Consider the following 15,768-nt stretch of genomic DNA (forward strand, 5'->3'; position numbering starts at 1 on the left):
TCCTGCGTCTTTATGAGGTGGAAATGTGTCAATGAAGGGGTGCGGCAGGCACCGCGCCGCCCTGCGGCTCGGGACTGCTGTACTGCTTGATGATGAGGGCGGCCATGGCGATCACGCCAGGAATGGCCACCACGGCAAAGATCTCGCTGAAGGCCATGTGGCGCGCCGACAGCTCGGCCACCAGGAAAGAGCCCGCGATGCCGCCGAAGCGCCCGATGCCCAGCATCCAGGCCACGCCCGTGGCGCGGCCGCGTGTCGGATAGAAGGCGGCGGCCAGCGCCGGCATGGACGACTGGGCGGTGTTCATGATGGTGCCGGCCAGGAAGACGGCCACCACCAGCCAGCCCAGGTGGCCGGCCGTCTGGCCTATCCACCAGATGGAGGCCGCCGTCAGCGCATAGCCGATGGCGATGATGCGGTTGGCATTGAAGCGGTCCATGAGCCAGCCGAACAGCACGGCGCCCACGCCGCCCAGCGGGAACAGCGCCGCCACCAGGGTGCCGGTCTTGGGGTCCAGGCCCGCTTCCTTGAACAGCACGGGCATCCAGTTCATCAGCGCGTAGAAGATGACCAGGCCCATGAAGTAGGCGATCCACAGCATCACCGAGCCCACGCGGTACTGGCGCGACAGCACCACCCCCATGCCGCTGCCGGCCTGGGCCTCGGGCCTGGCCTCGGTCAGCACGAAACGCTGCACGCCCTGCACGGCATCACCGGCAATGCGCGCCAGCACCTTGCGGATGCGATCGGCCGGGTAGTTGTTGGCCACCATGTGGCGCACGGATTCAGGCAGCAGCACGACCAGGGCCACCAGCAGCAGCAGCGGCGCGGCACCGCCCAGGATGAGCACGCTGCGCCAGCCGAAATGCGGAATCATCCAGGCCGCCAGAAAGCCGCCGAAGGCCGCGCCCAGCGGAAATCCGCAAAACATGGCGTTGGTCAGCGTGGCACGGCGCGAATCAGGGCAGTACTCGCTCATCAGCGTGACGGCATTGGGCATGGCGGCGCCCAGGCCCAGGCCGGTGACGAAGCGCAGCACGGCCAGGGTCCAGATGTCGGGGGAAAAGCCGGAACCCAGGCAGGCCACGGCAAACACCGCGACCGAGCCCACGAGCACGGTCTTGCGGCCCAGGCGGTCGGCCAGCGGGCCCGAGAAGATCGCGCCTGCGGCCAGGCCGAACAGCGCAGCGCTGAGCACGGGCGCCAGCGCGGGCTTGCTCACGCCCCATTCGGTGATCAGCGAGGGCGCGATATAGCCGATGGCCGCCGTATCAAAGCCATCGAGCAGAACGATCAGGAAACACAGCGCAAAGATCACCCACTGGAATCCCGAAAACGGGTGCTCGTTGAGCAGGGTCTGCACATTGACGCCGGTTGCTGCGGCGTCCTTCTGGACGGATGTCATGACTTGTCTCTTCCACTGTCTCTCAGCCTGGCGGATACCGCATCTGCGCGCGCGGCCCGCCCCTTGCACCGCAGGGGCCGGCAAGCCCCTGCGCTGTTTCTTCAGTCCTGCCTGCGGCCGTCCCAGACCGAGCGCGGCACCATGACCTCGCCACGCATCAGCAGGCGCGCCGTGCGCAGCAGAGCCGCCTTGGTCACTACGTCGGGATGGGCCGGGTCGCTGTCCAGCGTGACGCTGAACTCGCCCGTGGGATGCTCCACCGAGACGGTGAGCGGACCCGTGCCCTGCTGCAGCTGTGCCACGCCCTCGCACACGGTGCCCGGCATCTTCACCGCCGTGCCCACGGTGACGGCCGCCAGCACGCCGATGGCGTCATGGCAGACATGGGGGATGAAGCTGCGCGTGGTCAGCGCGCCGCCATGCTGGGGCGGCGCGATCAGCGTCATCTTGGGGTAGTTCTTGGCCGAGACATCGCCCAGGCCCATGGTCTGCGAGATCTGCAGGCGCAGCGCCTCGATGCGGCGCTTGAGGTCGGTGTCGGCGTTGAGCTCGGCCACGGTCTCCTGCCCGGTGGCGCCCACATCGGACGCCTTGAAGATCACCAGCGGCATGCCGTTGTCTATGCAGGTGACGTCGAGCGTGAAGGGCTCGAACCCCTCGCCTGTCACCGTGACCGTGTCCCGGGGCTTGCCCGTGGGCAGCAGGCCAGAGCAGACCGAGCCGGCCGTGTCCAGGAAACTGATTTCGATGGGTGCCGAGCTGCCGGGCGCGCCGTCGATGCGGGCCGAGCCTTCGTACTCGACCTGGCCGCCGGGCGTCTGCACGGTGATGTCGGCCGCCATGCCGGTGTTGAGTGTCAGCACGCGGAAGGTGCTGGTCTCGCCACGCGGCTGCACCATGCCGGTCTCCAGCGCAAAGGGAACCACACCGGCCAGCATGTTGCCGCAGTTGGGCGTGGTGTCCACCGTGTCCTTGTCGGGCTGCAGCTGGGCGAAGAGGAATTCGAGGTCTATGCCCTCCTTGTCGGAGAGGCTGACGATGCCGACCTTGCTGGTCAGCGGATGCGCGCCACCCACGCCGTCGATCTGGCGCCTGTCGGGCGAGCCCATGGCCGCGAGCAGCACGCGGTCGCGCGTGGGCAGGTCGGAGGGAAGATCGCTGGCCCGGAAGAAAGGGCCCTTGGAAGTACCGCCCCGCATCAGCAGGCAGGGAATGGCCGTTTGCATGGCTGTCTCTATCAGTATGGGTATGACAGCTATTGTGAGCATGGCGCGGGCCAGGCACTACTGGGCAAGCCCGCTAGCAGCTATAGCAAACCGGCATAGCTCAACGCCAAGCCTGGGCCGCAGGCTGCGACGCCGGGGCGCCGCAACTGCTTGATACAACTTATTGGGGCGCAGTGACGCTCAATCGCGGTCATGGCCCCGGCCGCGATCATGGCCATGCCCGCGGCCGCGGTGGTCGTCGTGGCGGTCATGCCGATCGTGGCGGTCGTGGCGGTCCCAGCGGCGGTCATCGCGGCGGTGCTCCCATTCGCGGTGGCGGCGCTCCTCGCGCCAGCGAGGATCGTGGCGCGGCGGCCCGGCGCGCCAGTGCGGCGGCGGATTGCGCAGGAAGTACACCGGGCGACCGCAGGCACCGTAGCGTGCGCAGTGCTTGCCCCAGTGCTTGGCATGGCCGGGCGGCACCCACATGTAGACCGGCGGCGGGGCCATGGGCGCCGGCGCGATGATGACGGGCCGCTGGTACAGCAGCGGCGGAGGCGGGGCATTGCCAATGTCCACGGTGCCGTAGACACCCGGAGCCAGCTGGCCCGAGACCGAGCCGCTGATATAGGTCTGCGCCTGGGCCGCAAGGGCCGAGCAGGCCAGCGCAAGGGCGGCCGCGGCGCGCAAGGTGGATCGCAAGGTGAGCATGGCCATGTTCTTTTGAAGGGGTGAAACAGGAAAGGCCCCGTTTCTACCAAGCGCCTGGGGCCGCATGGGCCATTGCGCCTGAAAAGGTGTAAGAACCCGTTCAAGCCAGCGCCCGTTCCTGCTCAACGCGCCAGGGCTGCCTGCGGTGTACAGCAGACCGCAATGGTCCGCTTTCTGGCCTGCACGCGCTCAGTCCAGCTTGAGCCGCGAGTCCTTCACCACCTTCTGCCATTTGGCGATCTCGGCGCGGCGGAATGTCTCCAGCTCGGCCGGCGTGGAGCCTATGGGCTCGGCACCTATGCCAGCGAGCCGCTCCACGATGGCAGGCTCGCGCAGCACCTTGGCCAGCACCGTGGACAGCCGGTTCACGATGGCGGGCGGCGTGCCGGCCGGCGCAAAGATGGCGTTCCACTCGTAGGTCTCGTAGCCGGGCACGCCCGACTCGGCAATGGTCGGCAGCTCGGGGGCGGCCTTGGAGCGCTCCAGCCCGCCCACGGCCACCGCGCGCAGCTTGCCGGTCTTCACGTGCTGCCAGGCCGAGCCCATGCTGGCAAACATCAGCGGCACCTGGCCCGACATCACGTCCATCATGGCCGGGCCGCCGCCCTTGTAGGCCACATGGTGCAGCTGCGTCCTGGCCAGCAGGTTGAACAGCTCGCCCGCCAGGTGCTGGGCCGAGCCCGGGCCTGCCGACGCAAAGTACAGATGCCCGCCCGCCTCGGAGCGGCCGGCCTGGATCAGGTCCTGCACGCTCTTGATGGGGGACGATGGCGCCACCACCAGCACATTGGGCACGCGCAGCAGCAGCGAGACCGGCGCGAAGGCCTTGAGCGTATCGAACTGCATGCGCGCGTGGATGGCGGGATTCTGCGCGTGGTTGGAGGCATCGAGCATCAGGGTGTAGCCGTCGGGCTGGGCCTTGGCCACCTGGGCGCCGCCGATCATGCCGCCTGCCCCGCCCCGGTTCTCGATCACCACGGGCTGGCCCAGCTCGGCAGACAGACGGGGGCCGATCAGGCGCGCCACCACATCGACCGTGCCGCCCGGCGGATAGGTCACGACCAGGGTGACGGGGCGCTCGGGGTAGTTGGCCGCTGCAGCCGCAGCGGCTGGCGCGGCCATGCCGGCAACAGCCGAGATCAGGCCTGCGGCCGCCCACAGGCCGGCGGTGCGTCTGGACAGGGATTTCATGGTGTGTCTCCTTGGGTTTGAATCGGGCTCGGAAATCGGAACAGCTCGACGGCGCTGCGGCCCAGCACGGCCTGCAGCGAGGCGGCATCGTCCAGCGGGTCCAGCCAGTCGTGCATCCAGCGCACGGCCGCCGGATAGCTGGCCTGACCCGCGTGCTGGGTGTGCGGCCAGTCGCTGCCCCAGAGCAATCGCTCGGCCGCAAAGGCCTGCAGCAACTGCGCGGTGGCCTGCCGCCCCGAGGCGGCGCAGTCGGCGGCGGGCCAGATGCGGTAGGGCGCGGACAGCTTGACCCACACACGGCCGCTGCCGGCCTGCTGCAGCAGATAGCCAAAGCCAGGGTCGCGCACGCCCAGGGCCGGGTCAGGACGCCCGAAGTGGTCGACCACCACGCGGCAGCCGGCCGCCAGCAGGGTGGGCAGCAGGTCAGGCAAGCGCCCGGCCTGCAGGTGCAGCTCCACATGCCAGCCCAGGGTGTTGGCCTGCTCCAGCACGCGGCGCCAACCGGGCGCATTCAGATCAGGCAAAGGCAGGCCGATCAGGTTCAGGCGCATGCCCACCACGCCGGCATCGGCCAGGGCCTGCAGGTGGTCCTCGCCCGTGTTGTCATCGACCACGGCCACGCCGCGCAGGCGCTGCGGCCGGGCGCGCAGGGCCTGGAGCATGTAGCGGTTGTCCGTGCCCAGGAAGCTGGGCTGCACGAGCACGCCATAGGCCAGGCCGTGCGTGTCCAGGTGCTGCAGATACGTGGCCAGGGACGCATCTGCGTCGGGCGCGTAGCGGCGCACATCGGGCATGGGCAGGCCGCGCTCGAAGACATGGGCATGGGTATCGACGCTGGACGCAATGGCGAACCTGGGCAGGGCAGACACGGGGAAAAACTCCTTGCGGGTGGCGCGGCACAGGATGCGGCGCAGGGGGTATGCGGCCGGATTCTAGGAACGGGGGATATATATTTCCATTCTTCAAAATGGATTTATTCATACTGGATCGATATGGAAACCCGGCATCTGCGCTACTTTCTGGCGGTGGTGGACCAGGGCAGCGTCAGCCGCGCAGCCGACTGGCTGGGCATTGCCCAGCCCGCGCTGAGCCAGACCCTGGCCCGCATGGAGAAAGACCTGGGCGTGCAGCTGTTCCAGCGCTCGCGCCAGGGCGCCCTGCCCACGCCGGCCGCCCTGGCCATGCTGGATGACGTGCGCACCAGCGTGGCCCGCATAGATGCCGCCGCCAGCCGCGCGCGCGAGATCGCCAGGGGCAGTGCAGGCCAGCTCACCGTGGGCCTGGTGTCTTCGGCGCTGTTCGGCACCCTGCCCCGCGCCCTGCGCGCGCTGCGGCAGCAGGCGCCCGGCGTGCGCGTCATCCTGCGCGAGATGAGCAATGCCGAGCAGGCCGAGGCCCTGCAGACCGGCGCCATCGACATCGGCCTCATGCACACACCCGTGGCCGTGGGCGGGCGCATGCGCGAGCGCCAGCTGCTGCGCGAGCGCCTGGTGGCCGCCGTGCCCGACGAATTCCAGATCGGCGAGGACGGCCAGGTCAGCCTGGCGCAGATCGCCGAGGCCGGGCTGGTCATGTACCCGCAGGCCCAGCTGCCCGTGCTGCACGCCGGCATCCTCGACGCGCTGCGCAAGGCAGGCCACGAAGCCCATGTGGCGCAGGAGGCCAACCGGACCCTCACCGTGCTGGCCTGCGTGGCCGGCGGCTGCGGCGTGGCACTGCTGCCCAGCTGGATACGCTCCATGGACTTTCGCGGCGTGCGATTTTGCGAAGTGCGCGATGGCCGGTCCCTGCCCAGCCTGGACCTCAGCGCCATCTGGCCCGCACGCTCCACGCCCACGCTGGCCGACCTGTTCGCACACCTGGACCTGGGCAAAGACTGAGTGCGGCCCGCATTGGCGCCGCACCGGTGCAAGAAACGGGATGCGCCCGCGCCTGCGCCGCACTACAAACCGCTTTCCCTCATTCACGGAAAGAAAAGGTGCCAGATGCAGCCATCGTCACAGCAACTCCACGGAAAAGTCGCCCTCATCACGGGCGCCAGCTCAGGCATAGGCCGCGAAGCCGCCAGGCTGTTCGCACGCCACGGCGCCAGGCTGGTGCTCACGGCCCGCCGCCAGCCGGAACTGCAGGCCCTGGTGGCGGAGATAGAGCAGGACGGCGGCCAGGCCATCGCGCTGGCCGGCGACGTGCGGGACGAGCCGCTGGCCCGGGCCCTGGTAGAAACCGCCACGGCGCGCTTTGGCGGCCTGGACATCGCCTTCAACAATGCCGGCATGACGGGCGATCCCTGCGCCCTGCCCGACCTGTCGCTGCAGGCCTGGCAGGAGGCCATCGCCACCAATCTCACCAGCGCCTTTCTGGGCGCCAAGCACCAGATACCGGCCCTGCTGGCACGCGGCGGCGGCTCGCTGATCTTCACCTCCACGTTCGTGGGCTACACGGCGGGCCTGCCCGGCATGGGCGCCTATGCCGCCAGCAAGGCCGGCCTCGTCGGCCTCACCCAGGTCATCGCGGCTGAATACGGCCCCCGCGGCCTGCGGGCCAACGCCCTGCTGCCCGGCGGCACCGACACGCCCATGGGCCGCGCCAGCACCCCCACGCCCGAGGCACGCGCCTTTGTCGAAAACCTGCACGCCCTCAAGCGCCTGGCTACACCGGCGGAGATTGCAGCGGCAGCGCTGTTCCTGGCGTCGGATGCATCCAGCTTCGTCACGGGAACGGCCATGGTGGTCGATGGCGGTGTGTCCATCCAACGGACTTGAAGCAGAGCCCCGCCAAAGCCGTCGCGGCAATGGCGGCCCGCTCGGATCTTCCGGTCGCCTGCGGCGGCTTTATCAGGGGAGTTTTGAAAGTGGCATTCCTGCCCCAATAATTCCCCTGGAAACGATGCTTGCGCTTTCGCTGTTCATTCCCGCATCGTGGCCAAGGAGCTGGCTGATGTTTTCTGACCACGCAATTCACGACGAAGCGACTGCTCGGCAAATGGTGCGCGGATACTGAATCGACATGTGGTGACATGAACCATTACGGGATGGCCGCACCTTTCTTCCAGGGAATGGATGATGGACAAACGAGGTGCATTGAGGCAATCTGCTTGAATCGGTAATACACTGCCCATGCAATCCATTGCATCGCGTCTCCAGCAGTTACCGTCGGATTCAGGACCTGCGCGAAGTCCCGCACAACCCTTGTTTCAAGCATTCTTCAGACAATAGATCAATTACATCCCATTACAGCATTGTGGACGGCTATGGTATTTAACCTTCGCACAAGGTCCATCGAATGCTCACGACATATACTCGCGCAAAACCGCAAGAATGGAGTACCTGTTGTCCGTCCGATGTGATTTTTTCTCTTTGAAGAAAAGAACCGTTGCAGGGATTGCATCCCCATGCTTGCAGGAGCTACAGGCAGGCACAGTTCCATTTCGGCTGTGAGCGTTCGTGAACACTGATTAATCGCTTCGAGATTGTTATAGTAAATAACGGAACTACCATGACTAGACACACTCAGCCCATCGTGGAGCGCTTGTTCAGGCCAATGGAACGCTCGACCCGCCAGCGCAGTTCGATACGCACGGTCATGGAAGAGGCCGGGCGCCCCCTGCTCCCCGCTGAAATCCTGGGCGCAGCGCAGCGCGAGGTGCCGGCCATCGGTCTGGCCACGGTGTACCGCAACATCAAGCAATTGATGGAAGCCGGTGAGGTGCAGGCCGTGGACCTGCCCGGCGAGGCCACGCGCTACGAACTCAGCGGCCGCGCCCATCACCACCATTTCCGCTGCATGAGCTGCAACCGCGTGTTTAACGTGCCCGGTTGCCTTGGCGACATGCAGCGCATCGTGCCCGAAGGCTTTGTGGTGGAGCGCCATGAGATGACGATGTACGGCATCTGCAGCGACTGCCACCAGAACGTGCAGTAGCGGCGGGCCCCGGGCCTCAGGCCCAGGCATCGGCAAGCCGACAGCCATGGCGCAGGCCTTCCCTGCGCCATGGCTGTTTCTTTTTCCCCGGTCCGCTGCCTCAGCGCCTGCCCGGCCGCACGCGGCCTGCGGCAACGCCCCCGGCCAGCAAGGCCAGCGCAGCCACCGCCCAGAGCATCGCCACCTGGCCCCAGGTCTGCGGCGCATGGCGCGGACTGGCCGTGAAGACCGGCTGCGCTGCAAAGTCCTTCGCGCCGAATGGACGGTCCTCGAACAGATAGGGATAGAAGAAAGTCCGCAGCCGCGCATGGAAGGCGGCAATGTCGTCCTGGTAGGCCAGCTGCGCCAGCAGGTCGGTGCCGGCCTGGCGGTGCAATGCGGCCTGCACGCCCACGCCGGGCAGCAGCCAGCCCAGGCGCCCGGTCCAGGCCTGGCGCGCCTGCAGGCCTTCCCGATAGGCGGCGAACTGGGGGGCGACGCTTTCATCACCGAGCTGCTGGAAGGCGTAGTACCACTTCCAGTGAAAGCCCGCAGGCAGCGGCGCGGTGTTGCGCCATTCGGGGTGGTTGCGGAAGAAGCGCTCCATGGTCTGCTCGCGCGGCAGGTCCCAGGCACCATGCACGGTCTGGCGCTGGGCCAGCATCAGCTCCACGCCCTGGCTCACGGGCACGGCGCGCGACAGCGCGGCATTGGCCAGCGTGGGCAGCACCAGGGTCAGCACGGCCCAGCAGCCCATGAGGGCCATGGCGTTGGCCACCGAACTGCCGCCCAGCGTGGCGACCACCAGGCACAGCCCGCTCCAGAAGGCCACATAGGCCGTGGCGCTCAGCAGCACTGAGGCGATGGCGCCCGCCTGCGCACCGCTGGCCAATGCCCCTGCCAGGGCCGGCAGCGCCAGGCATGCCAGCAACAGCACCGAACGCAGGCCCGCACGGCGCAGCCACAGCCGGCGCCCGCTGCCGGGCATGGCCTGAAGCGTGCCCAGGCATCCCGATTCGCGCTCGCCCGAGACCAGGTCGTAGAGCAGTGCAATCAGGAACAGCGGCGCCAGGTAGACCAGCACAAAGGCGAAGTCGAAGCGTCCCGCCAGCGCCAGTTCGGGGTTGAAGCTCTCGCCTTCATGCAGCTGCGCCTGCAGCGCCAGGGCACGCACGCGCAGCACATAGGGCGCGGCATCGCGCAGGCCCAGGGCGAGGAAGGCCGTGGACGACGGTGCATCCCAGGTGCTGTGAAAGCCGTAGTAGGCCACCGAGCCCGCATCGCCGGACTGTGCATGCCGACCTGCCTGGGCCGCCATTTCCTGCTGCTGCATTTGGGCCAGACGGTCCAGGGTCTGGCGCTGCGACGAGATCTCGCGCAGGCCCGACAGCACTGCCAGCGTGGACAGCAACAGCAGCAGGGCCAGGGCGCACAGCGCCAGGCGCGAGCGCGTCAGAAGACGCCATTCATGTCGTAGCCAGCTCATCGCACCACCCTCCCCAGACGTTGCGTGGCCACCAGCAAGGCGGCCGCCAGCGCCGCCAGCCATCCCAGCAGCACGCAGGCTGCGGGTGCCGCGCGGCGCAAGGCCGCCAGCGGCGGATCGGGCTCGTGATGGAAGTCGGAGACGCCGCGCCAGTGCTCGTGGCTGATGCGGTTGTCTCGGCTGGAACGGTCACCCGCGTAGCTGAGCTTGTCCACCTGCAGCTGGTTGAGCGCCTGCACCATGCGGTAGCGATGCTGCTCGGCCTGCTCCAGAAAGCGCCGATAGCCTTGCAGGTCGGTGCCGGCCACGGCCATGGACAGGCGGCGCAGCGCAATCAAGGGGCTGACCAGGGCAAAGCCGTCGGCGCTGCGCAGTTGCCGGGCCTGCAGATCGAAGCTGGCCTCGGCATGACGCCTGAAGAGCTCGCTGGTCAGCCGCTCGCCCTCCATGCCGACCAGTCCCTTGTAGTTGACGGGCAGATCCTCCACACGCGACACGCCGTACTGTGCAAGCACTTTGGCGCGAAAGGCGGCGAAGTAGGGATCGTCGGGATTGTGGCTGTCGCCCATCGCCGCCAGCTCGCGCGCCGTGGCGATGTCGGTCTCGAAGCGCGTGGGCAATGCCAGGGCCGCGCCCACCAGCTCCGGCGCCAGCCGGGGCACCAGCACCACGCCAATGGCCCAGGCGGCCAGCAGGGCCAGCAAGGCATCGCGCCCGCGCCGCATGAGGGCCGAGACCGCGGTGATGCCCACGGCCCACAGCAGCAGCCACAGCACATGGCCAGCCGCCAGCGCGGCCACCAGGCTGATGGGCACGGGCGTGGCCACCGCCATCCAGGCCAGGGCCAGCAAGGCGGGCAGCAGCACCAGGGCCGCCACGCCCGTCAGCGCCAGCAGCTTGCCGGCCACGAACTGCCGCATGCCCACGCCCTGGGCCAGCAGCACGCGCAAGGTGCCGGCCTCGCGCTCTCGCGCGATGCAGGCATGGCCCACGAAGATCAGCAGCAGCGGTGCCAGCACCTGCAGCACAAAGGCCGGCGTGAGCTGGCCGAAGCGCAGCAGCAGCGACGACTGGCGCACATCGCCGAAGTTGGCGCTGTTCTGGCGGTGGCCTTCGAGAAACAGCGTGTGGCCGGTGTAGGCGTCTATGCCCGCATCGAAGGCCGCCAGCGGATTGAGCGGGCGGAACACGAAATGGCCGTAGTGCACCATGCGGTGCGGATGGCGGTCGGGCTGGGCCTCGAACTCATGGTCCACCTGCGACTGGTGGCGTTCGCGCTGGGCCTGGGCCGCGCTGCGCTGGTCCCAGGCGGTGAAGGCGGCAGTAGCACCGAGCAGCAGCCACAGCACCATGCCCAGCACGGCCACGCGGTCGCGCAGCAGCAGGCGCCATTCCTCGCGTGCAATGGTCCAGGCCGTGCTCATGCCGCGGCCCCCTGCACGCCTGCGTCTGCGTCTGCGTCTGCGTCTGCGTCTGCGTGTGCGTTTGCGTTTGCGTCTGCACTCGCACTCGCACTCGCACCCGTACCTGTACCCGCGTAGTGGCGGTGCAGTGCCCGCACGTCAAAGCGCTCTACCCCACGGGCCGCCACCTCCTCCACCAGCCTGCCGCCCGCGATGAAGCCCATGCGGTCGGCCACATCGGCCGCCCCCAGCAGGTCGTGCGTGACCATGAGAATGGCCACGCCCTGGCCGCGCAGCTGCGTGATCAGCCGGCTGAATTCGGCCGTGGCCTGCGGGTCCAGGCCCGAAGTGGGTTCGTCCAGCAGCAGTGCCGGCACCTTGCGTGCCAGCGCCAGCGCAATGGCCACCTTCTGCCGCATGCCCTTGGAAAAGCCCGAGACGCGCCGGTCATGCGCGGCCGCATCCAGCCCTGCAGCGGACAAGGCCTGGCCGATGGCATCCCTGCTGGCGGGCTGGCCCGCCAGGTCCAGCAGATAGGCCACGTTCTCGCGCGCGCTCAGGTGCTCGTACAGCGCCACGTTCTCGGGGATATAGGCGATCAGGCCGCGCGCCTGCGCGGCAGCCGTCACCGGGTCCACGCCCTGCACGCGCACCTGGCCGCTGCGCGGCCGCACAAAGCCCAGGAACAGGCTCAGCGTGGTGGTCTTGCCCGCGCCGTTGGCGCCCAGCAGCGCATAGATCTCGCCGGCATGCACGGCCAGGTCCAGGCCCTGGAGGATGGTGCGCTCGCCATAGTCCACCACGGCGCCCAGCGCTTGGAGCACGGGCGTGGAGGCAGAAGTGGGGTTGGAAGAAACAGGAAGGGATGGATGCATGGCGGGGCTCAGAACTTGGCTTGAAGGCCTACGGTGACGGTGCGGGCGGTGCCCGGCGTCACCCACAGCCGGCTGTACGAGCTGGTGTAGTAGGTCTTGTCAAAGAGGTTGTCCACGTCCAGCGTCAGGCGCAGCGTGGGGCTGATGCGCCAGTAGGCCACCAGCTTGGCGGTGGTGTAGCCGGGCAGATCGAAGGCCGCCTTGCCAGCGTCGGCCTCGGCCTGCGTGCGGGCCTGGCCCAGGCGCTTGCCCACGCGGGTGACGCCGCCGCCAATGCCGTAGCGCTGGCCGTTGGAGAAGGCGTTTTCGTAGACCGCCAGCACGCTGCCGTTGACCTTGGGCACGTTGAGCAGGCGCCCGCCCACTTCCAGCGTGTTGTCGCGCGAGATCTCCACGTCGTTGAGCACCAGGCTCGCATTCAGGCGCCAACGCTGCGTGACCTGGCCGGCAAAGTCGAACTCCAGCCCCCGGCTGCGGATCTCGCCGGCCGAGACCGAGTAGCCGGCGTTGCCCGGGTCGGCCGTCAGCACGTTGCGCTTGCGGATGTCGAACAGCGCGGCCGTGGCGCCCATGCGCCGGTCGGCGCTTTCCCACTTGGCGCCCAGCTCCATGGAGCGGCCGGATTCGGGACTGAAGCCCGCGCCGGCCACATCGACGCCCACGTTGGGCCGGAACGAGCGGCCCACGTTGGCATAGAAGGTCCATTGCGGCAGCGGCAGCCAGCTCAGGCCCAGGCGCGGAGAGGTCGAGGTCGGGTCCTGCTGCGTGGTCGCGCCCGTGCGGCGGTTGTGCAGCGACTGGTCATAGCGGTCCATGCGCAGGCCGGCCACCACGCGCCACTGGGGAGAGAGCTTGATGGCGTCCTGCAGGTAGAAGGCCGTGTTGCGCTGGCGCTCGAAGGTATCGGTATTGGCCGTGGGCACGGGCTGCGTGCCGCCGTAGACGGGGTTGTAGATATTGATGGCATAGGGATTGGCCGCCGTGGGGTTGGCGCGCAGCATCACCGTATCCATGTCGAAGCGAAAGCTCTCCAGGCCCAGCAGCAGCTCGTGTTCGACGGTGCCCGTTTTCACCGTGCCCTGCAGCTCGGCCTGCACGGCGATGTCGTCGGACTGGTAGTCGCGGAAACGCCGCTGGCGCGTCAGGTCGCCATTGGCCAGCAGCGCATGGGGTTCGGTGGAAAAGCCGTTGATCGAGGTCTCGCGGTAGGACAGGCCCAGGCGGCTGCGCCACTGCGCGCTCCACTCATGCGAGAGGATGAACTGGTGCGTGCGGTTTTCCACCGTCACATCGCCATCGCGCGGGTCGCCCAGGAAGCGGCTGCGCGAGATGGCGCCCAGGCGGTCGCCCACGGCCACCACGCCACGGTCCAGCGGCGTCTTGTGGCGCAGCAGCTCGCCCGAGTACTCCAGCACCGTATCGCGTCCCAGCTTCCAGGTGAAGGCCGGCGCAATCACCTGGCGGCTGGCGCCCACGAAGTCGCGGAAGCTGTCGCGGTCCTCCACGGCGATGTTGAGCCGGTAGGCAAAGTTCTCGCCAATCGGCCCCGTGCTGTCGAGCGCGCCGCGCCGCAGCCCGTAGCTGCCCGCATAGGCTTCCACGGAATGCGAAGGCGTCCACAGCGGACGCTTGGAGACGACGTTCAGCGTGCCGCCCGGCTCGCTGCTGCCGTAGAGCGCAGCGGCCGTGCCCTTGAGGAACTCGATGCGCTCCACGCCGGCCAGATCACGCGGCGCGTTGAAGCCGCGCCCCGAGGAAAAGCCGTTGAACAAGGTGGCCATGCCCACGTTCTGATCGCCGGGCAGGCCGCGAATGACGATGTTGTCCCACAGGCCGCCAAAGTTGTTCTGGCGCGAGACGCCGCCCACATAGTCCAGCACATCGTCGAGCTTGGTGGCTCCCAGGTCGTCCATGGCCTGGCGCGTGATCACGCGCACCGACTGCGGCAGCTCGCGCAGCGGCAGGTCGGTCTTGGCGCCTGCCGCCTCATCGGTGTGATAGGCGCCCGAGGCCGTGCGGCCCACGACTTCCACGGCAGGCAGCAGGGTCTGCTCCTGGGGCGACGGCGCTGACGGCACGGATGCCGCAGTTTGTTCCTGGCCCTGGGCCAGCACGGGCGTGGAGAAGAAAGCGGCAGCGCTCAGGGCAAGCGGCAGCGGGCGAAGGCCGGGGAGCGGCTTCGCGAGGATGGAGAAGGCAGTCATGATGAAAACGGGCACGGGCGCATGCCGCCGGCATCAGAAGCCGGCGCGCGCAAACACGGACATGCCGCCAGCACCAACGGTGCCGGCGGCAGAGAAGGAGAAAAGTGCTTGCGGATTCAGCGCGGCGGGTCGCGCGATGCAAAGGCCCAGCGGTTCTGCGAGGGGATGGCGCCGCCCACGGTGCGCGGCGGCACCCTCTCAGGCGGCGCGGCCACGGCCAGCGGCAGGCCGAAGTGCGGCAGCCAGGCCGCCGCATGCGGTGCATGGCCCATGCACCAGACGCAGACGGCTTCCGCGGCTTCCGCCTTTTCACCGGCCGGCGCCTTGTCCTCGCAGCCGTTCAGGCCGGCAAACGCCTGGCCGGGCGCTGCCGCCGCCTGCCGGATATGCGTTGCGCCGTGCAGGGGCATGCCAATGGCCGTGTTGAAGAACACGGCCAGCAATAGCAGGCGCAAAACAAGCAGACGCATAAGACGGCGATCTTACTATTGACAATTCAATATCGTTAACTATCCGCCGGCATTTTCAGCACGGGCCCCGGAGACAGCGCGGCAATATGGCACAGGCATGTGACAGCCGACTGGCGATTTCCCGCATTGTGCCTATTGATCTGCGGGCCCCACGCCCCGGAAGAACATGTCGCAGATCTGGTCCGCCACCTTCTCCAGCGAGCCCTTGCGGGGGTTGAACCAGGACTGTATGGAGTTGATGCTGCCCAGGATCATGATGCGCGCCAGGTGGATGTCGGCATCGGCCCGCAGGCGGCCTTCGGCGCGCAGGTCTTCGAGCAGGCCGCTCCAGAATTTCTGGTGGCGCTCGCGGCGCTTGATCTGGCGTTCGCGCACCTTGTCGGGCAGTTGGCCCAGCAGGCGGCCGTGGGCCAGGGCGAAGTCCCCATGCTTGATCAGGCCCGCCATCTGGCCCAGCACGGCTGCGCGGAAACGCTGCTCGGCCGTGGCGTCGGCGCCCAGCGCGGCAAGGCGCTCCTGCTGCTGGCTGATGATGCGGTTGCCGCCCTGCTCCATGACCTCGTCCACCAGCTCCTCCTTGGAGGCGAAGTGGTAGTAGATGCTGGCGGCCTCGATCCCGGACTGCTCGGCAATGTTGCGCATGGTGGTGGCAGAGTAGCCCTGCTCACCGAAGGTGCGGGCGGCCAGCTTGAGAAGGGTCTCGCGGGTCTCGTTGCCGTCGTGGGCGCTGGTCTGCCTTCTTGCCATGTCTGCCAGGGTGTGGATCGTTGTAGTGCGGCGATGCTAACAGGCTGTTGGTGGCACGCCAATCAAGCGTTCGGTACGCGCCCGCTGCCTGGCGGGCATGGCCGGGCCGCGAAACTGCGCCTGAAGAATCAGCCCCAAAGGCATTCCCGGGACTGCAATGGCCTGGCAATC

The 15,768-nt window shown here is 68.1% G+C and carries 14 protein-coding genes; 3 read left to right on the forward strand and 11 right to left on the reverse strand.

Annotated features, from left to right (window positions below; all coding sequences use genetic code 11):
- Positions 1-28: 28 nt before the first annotated feature.
- The 5 genes from ACF8O7_RS24590 to ACF8O7_RS24610 all read right to left on the reverse strand — a co-directional run bounded on the left by ACF8O7_RS24590 (position 29) and on the right by ACF8O7_RS24610 (position 5,381).
- A complete protein-coding gene (locus ACF8O7_RS24590; protein ID WP_133073722.1) occupies positions 29-1,405 on the reverse strand; it encodes an aromatic acid/H+ symport family MFS transporter in 1,377 nt (458 codons plus the stop codon).
- Between the two features lie 101 nt (positions 1,406-1,506).
- On the reverse strand, positions 1,507-2,631 hold the full coding sequence (locus ACF8O7_RS24595) for a 4-oxalomesaconate tautomerase (protein ID WP_016450435.1): 1,125 nt from the start codon (positions 2,629-2,631) through the stop codon (positions 1,507-1,509).
- Positions 2,632-2,811: 180 nt separating this feature from the next.
- Positions 2,812-3,327, reverse strand: a complete 516-nt coding sequence (locus tag ACF8O7_RS24600; RefSeq protein WP_016450436.1) for a hypothetical protein — start codon at positions 3,325-3,327, stop codon at positions 2,812-2,814.
- Positions 3,328-3,510: 183 nt separating this feature from the next.
- The gene (locus ACF8O7_RS24605; protein WP_016450437.1) at positions 3,511-4,512 is read right to left on the reverse strand and encodes a tripartite tricarboxylate transporter substrate binding protein; all 1,002 of its coding nucleotides are present in this window, start codon (positions 4,510-4,512) and stop codon (positions 3,511-3,513) included.
- Entirely contained in the window at positions 4,509-5,381 is an 873-nt protein-coding gene (locus ACF8O7_RS24610) for an amidohydrolase (protein WP_016454679.1), read from the reverse strand. The genes ACF8O7_RS24605 and ACF8O7_RS24610 overlap by 4 nt, the downstream gene beginning before the upstream one ends.
- 123 nt (positions 5,382-5,504) lie before the next feature.
- Between ACF8O7_RS24610 and ACF8O7_RS24615 the strand changes: the two genes are divergently transcribed.
- The 3 genes from ACF8O7_RS24615 to ACF8O7_RS24625 all read left to right on the forward strand — a co-directional run bounded on the left by ACF8O7_RS24615 (position 5,505) and on the right by ACF8O7_RS24625 (position 8,433).
- On the forward strand, positions 5,505-6,392 hold the full coding sequence (locus tag ACF8O7_RS24615) for a LysR family transcriptional regulator (protein WP_016450439.1): 888 nt from the start codon (positions 5,505-5,507) through the stop codon (positions 6,390-6,392).
- 105 nt (positions 6,393-6,497) lie between these two features.
- The gene (locus ACF8O7_RS24620; protein WP_016454678.1) at positions 6,498-7,274 is read left to right on the forward strand and encodes an SDR family oxidoreductase; all 777 of its coding nucleotides are present in this window, start codon (positions 6,498-6,500) and stop codon (positions 7,272-7,274) included.
- A gap of 733 nt (positions 7,275-8,007) precedes the next feature.
- A complete protein-coding gene (locus tag ACF8O7_RS24625; RefSeq protein ID WP_016450441.1) occupies positions 8,008-8,433 on the forward strand; it encodes a transcriptional repressor in 426 nt (141 codons plus the stop codon).
- Positions 8,434-8,533: 100 nt separating this feature from the next.
- On the opposite strand, the gene ACF8O7_RS24630 is transcribed toward ACF8O7_RS24625, so the two are convergent.
- The 6 genes from ACF8O7_RS24630 to ACF8O7_RS24655 all read right to left on the reverse strand — a co-directional run bounded on the left by ACF8O7_RS24630 (position 8,534) and on the right by ACF8O7_RS24655 (position 15,597).
- Positions 8,534-9,898 carry a DUF3526 domain-containing protein gene (locus ACF8O7_RS24630; RefSeq protein WP_392444496.1) on the reverse strand — a complete coding sequence of 455 codons (1,365 nt, stop codon included), beginning with the start codon at positions 9,896-9,898 and terminating at the stop codon, positions 8,534-8,536.
- Entirely contained in the window at positions 9,895-11,322 is a 1,428-nt protein-coding gene (locus ACF8O7_RS24635) for a DUF3526 domain-containing protein (RefSeq protein ID WP_017405362.1), read from the reverse strand. The genes ACF8O7_RS24630 and ACF8O7_RS24635 overlap by 4 nt, the downstream gene beginning before the upstream one ends.
- Positions 11,319-12,176: an ABC transporter ATP-binding protein gene (locus ACF8O7_RS24640; protein ID WP_392444498.1), complete on the reverse strand. Its 858-nt coding sequence runs from the start codon at positions 12,174-12,176 to the stop codon at positions 11,319-11,321. Before ACF8O7_RS24640 ends, ACF8O7_RS24635 begins: the two co-directional genes overlap by 4 nt.
- A gap of 8 nt (positions 12,177-12,184) precedes the next feature.
- Positions 12,185-14,380, reverse strand: a complete 2,196-nt coding sequence (locus tag ACF8O7_RS24645) for a TonB-dependent siderophore receptor (protein WP_043792450.1) — start codon at positions 14,378-14,380, stop codon at positions 12,185-12,187.
- A gap of 116 nt (positions 14,381-14,496) precedes the next feature.
- Positions 14,497-14,850, reverse strand: coding sequence for a hypothetical protein (locus ACF8O7_RS24650; RefSeq protein ID WP_016450639.1), 354 nt, complete (start codon positions 14,848-14,850; stop codon positions 14,497-14,499).
- 132 nt (positions 14,851-14,982) lie between these two features.
- The gene (locus ACF8O7_RS24655) at positions 14,983-15,597 is read right to left on the reverse strand and encodes a TetR/AcrR family transcriptional regulator (protein WP_016450638.1); all 615 of its coding nucleotides are present in this window, start codon (positions 15,595-15,597) and stop codon (positions 14,983-14,985) included.
- Positions 15,598-15,768: the final 171 nt, after the last annotated feature.

Source organism: Delftia sp. WSY_16, from assembly GCF_043104415.1.
GTDB classification, from domain to species: domain Bacteria; phylum Pseudomonadota; class Gammaproteobacteria; order Burkholderiales; family Burkholderiaceae_C; genus Comamonas; species Comamonas tsuruhatensis.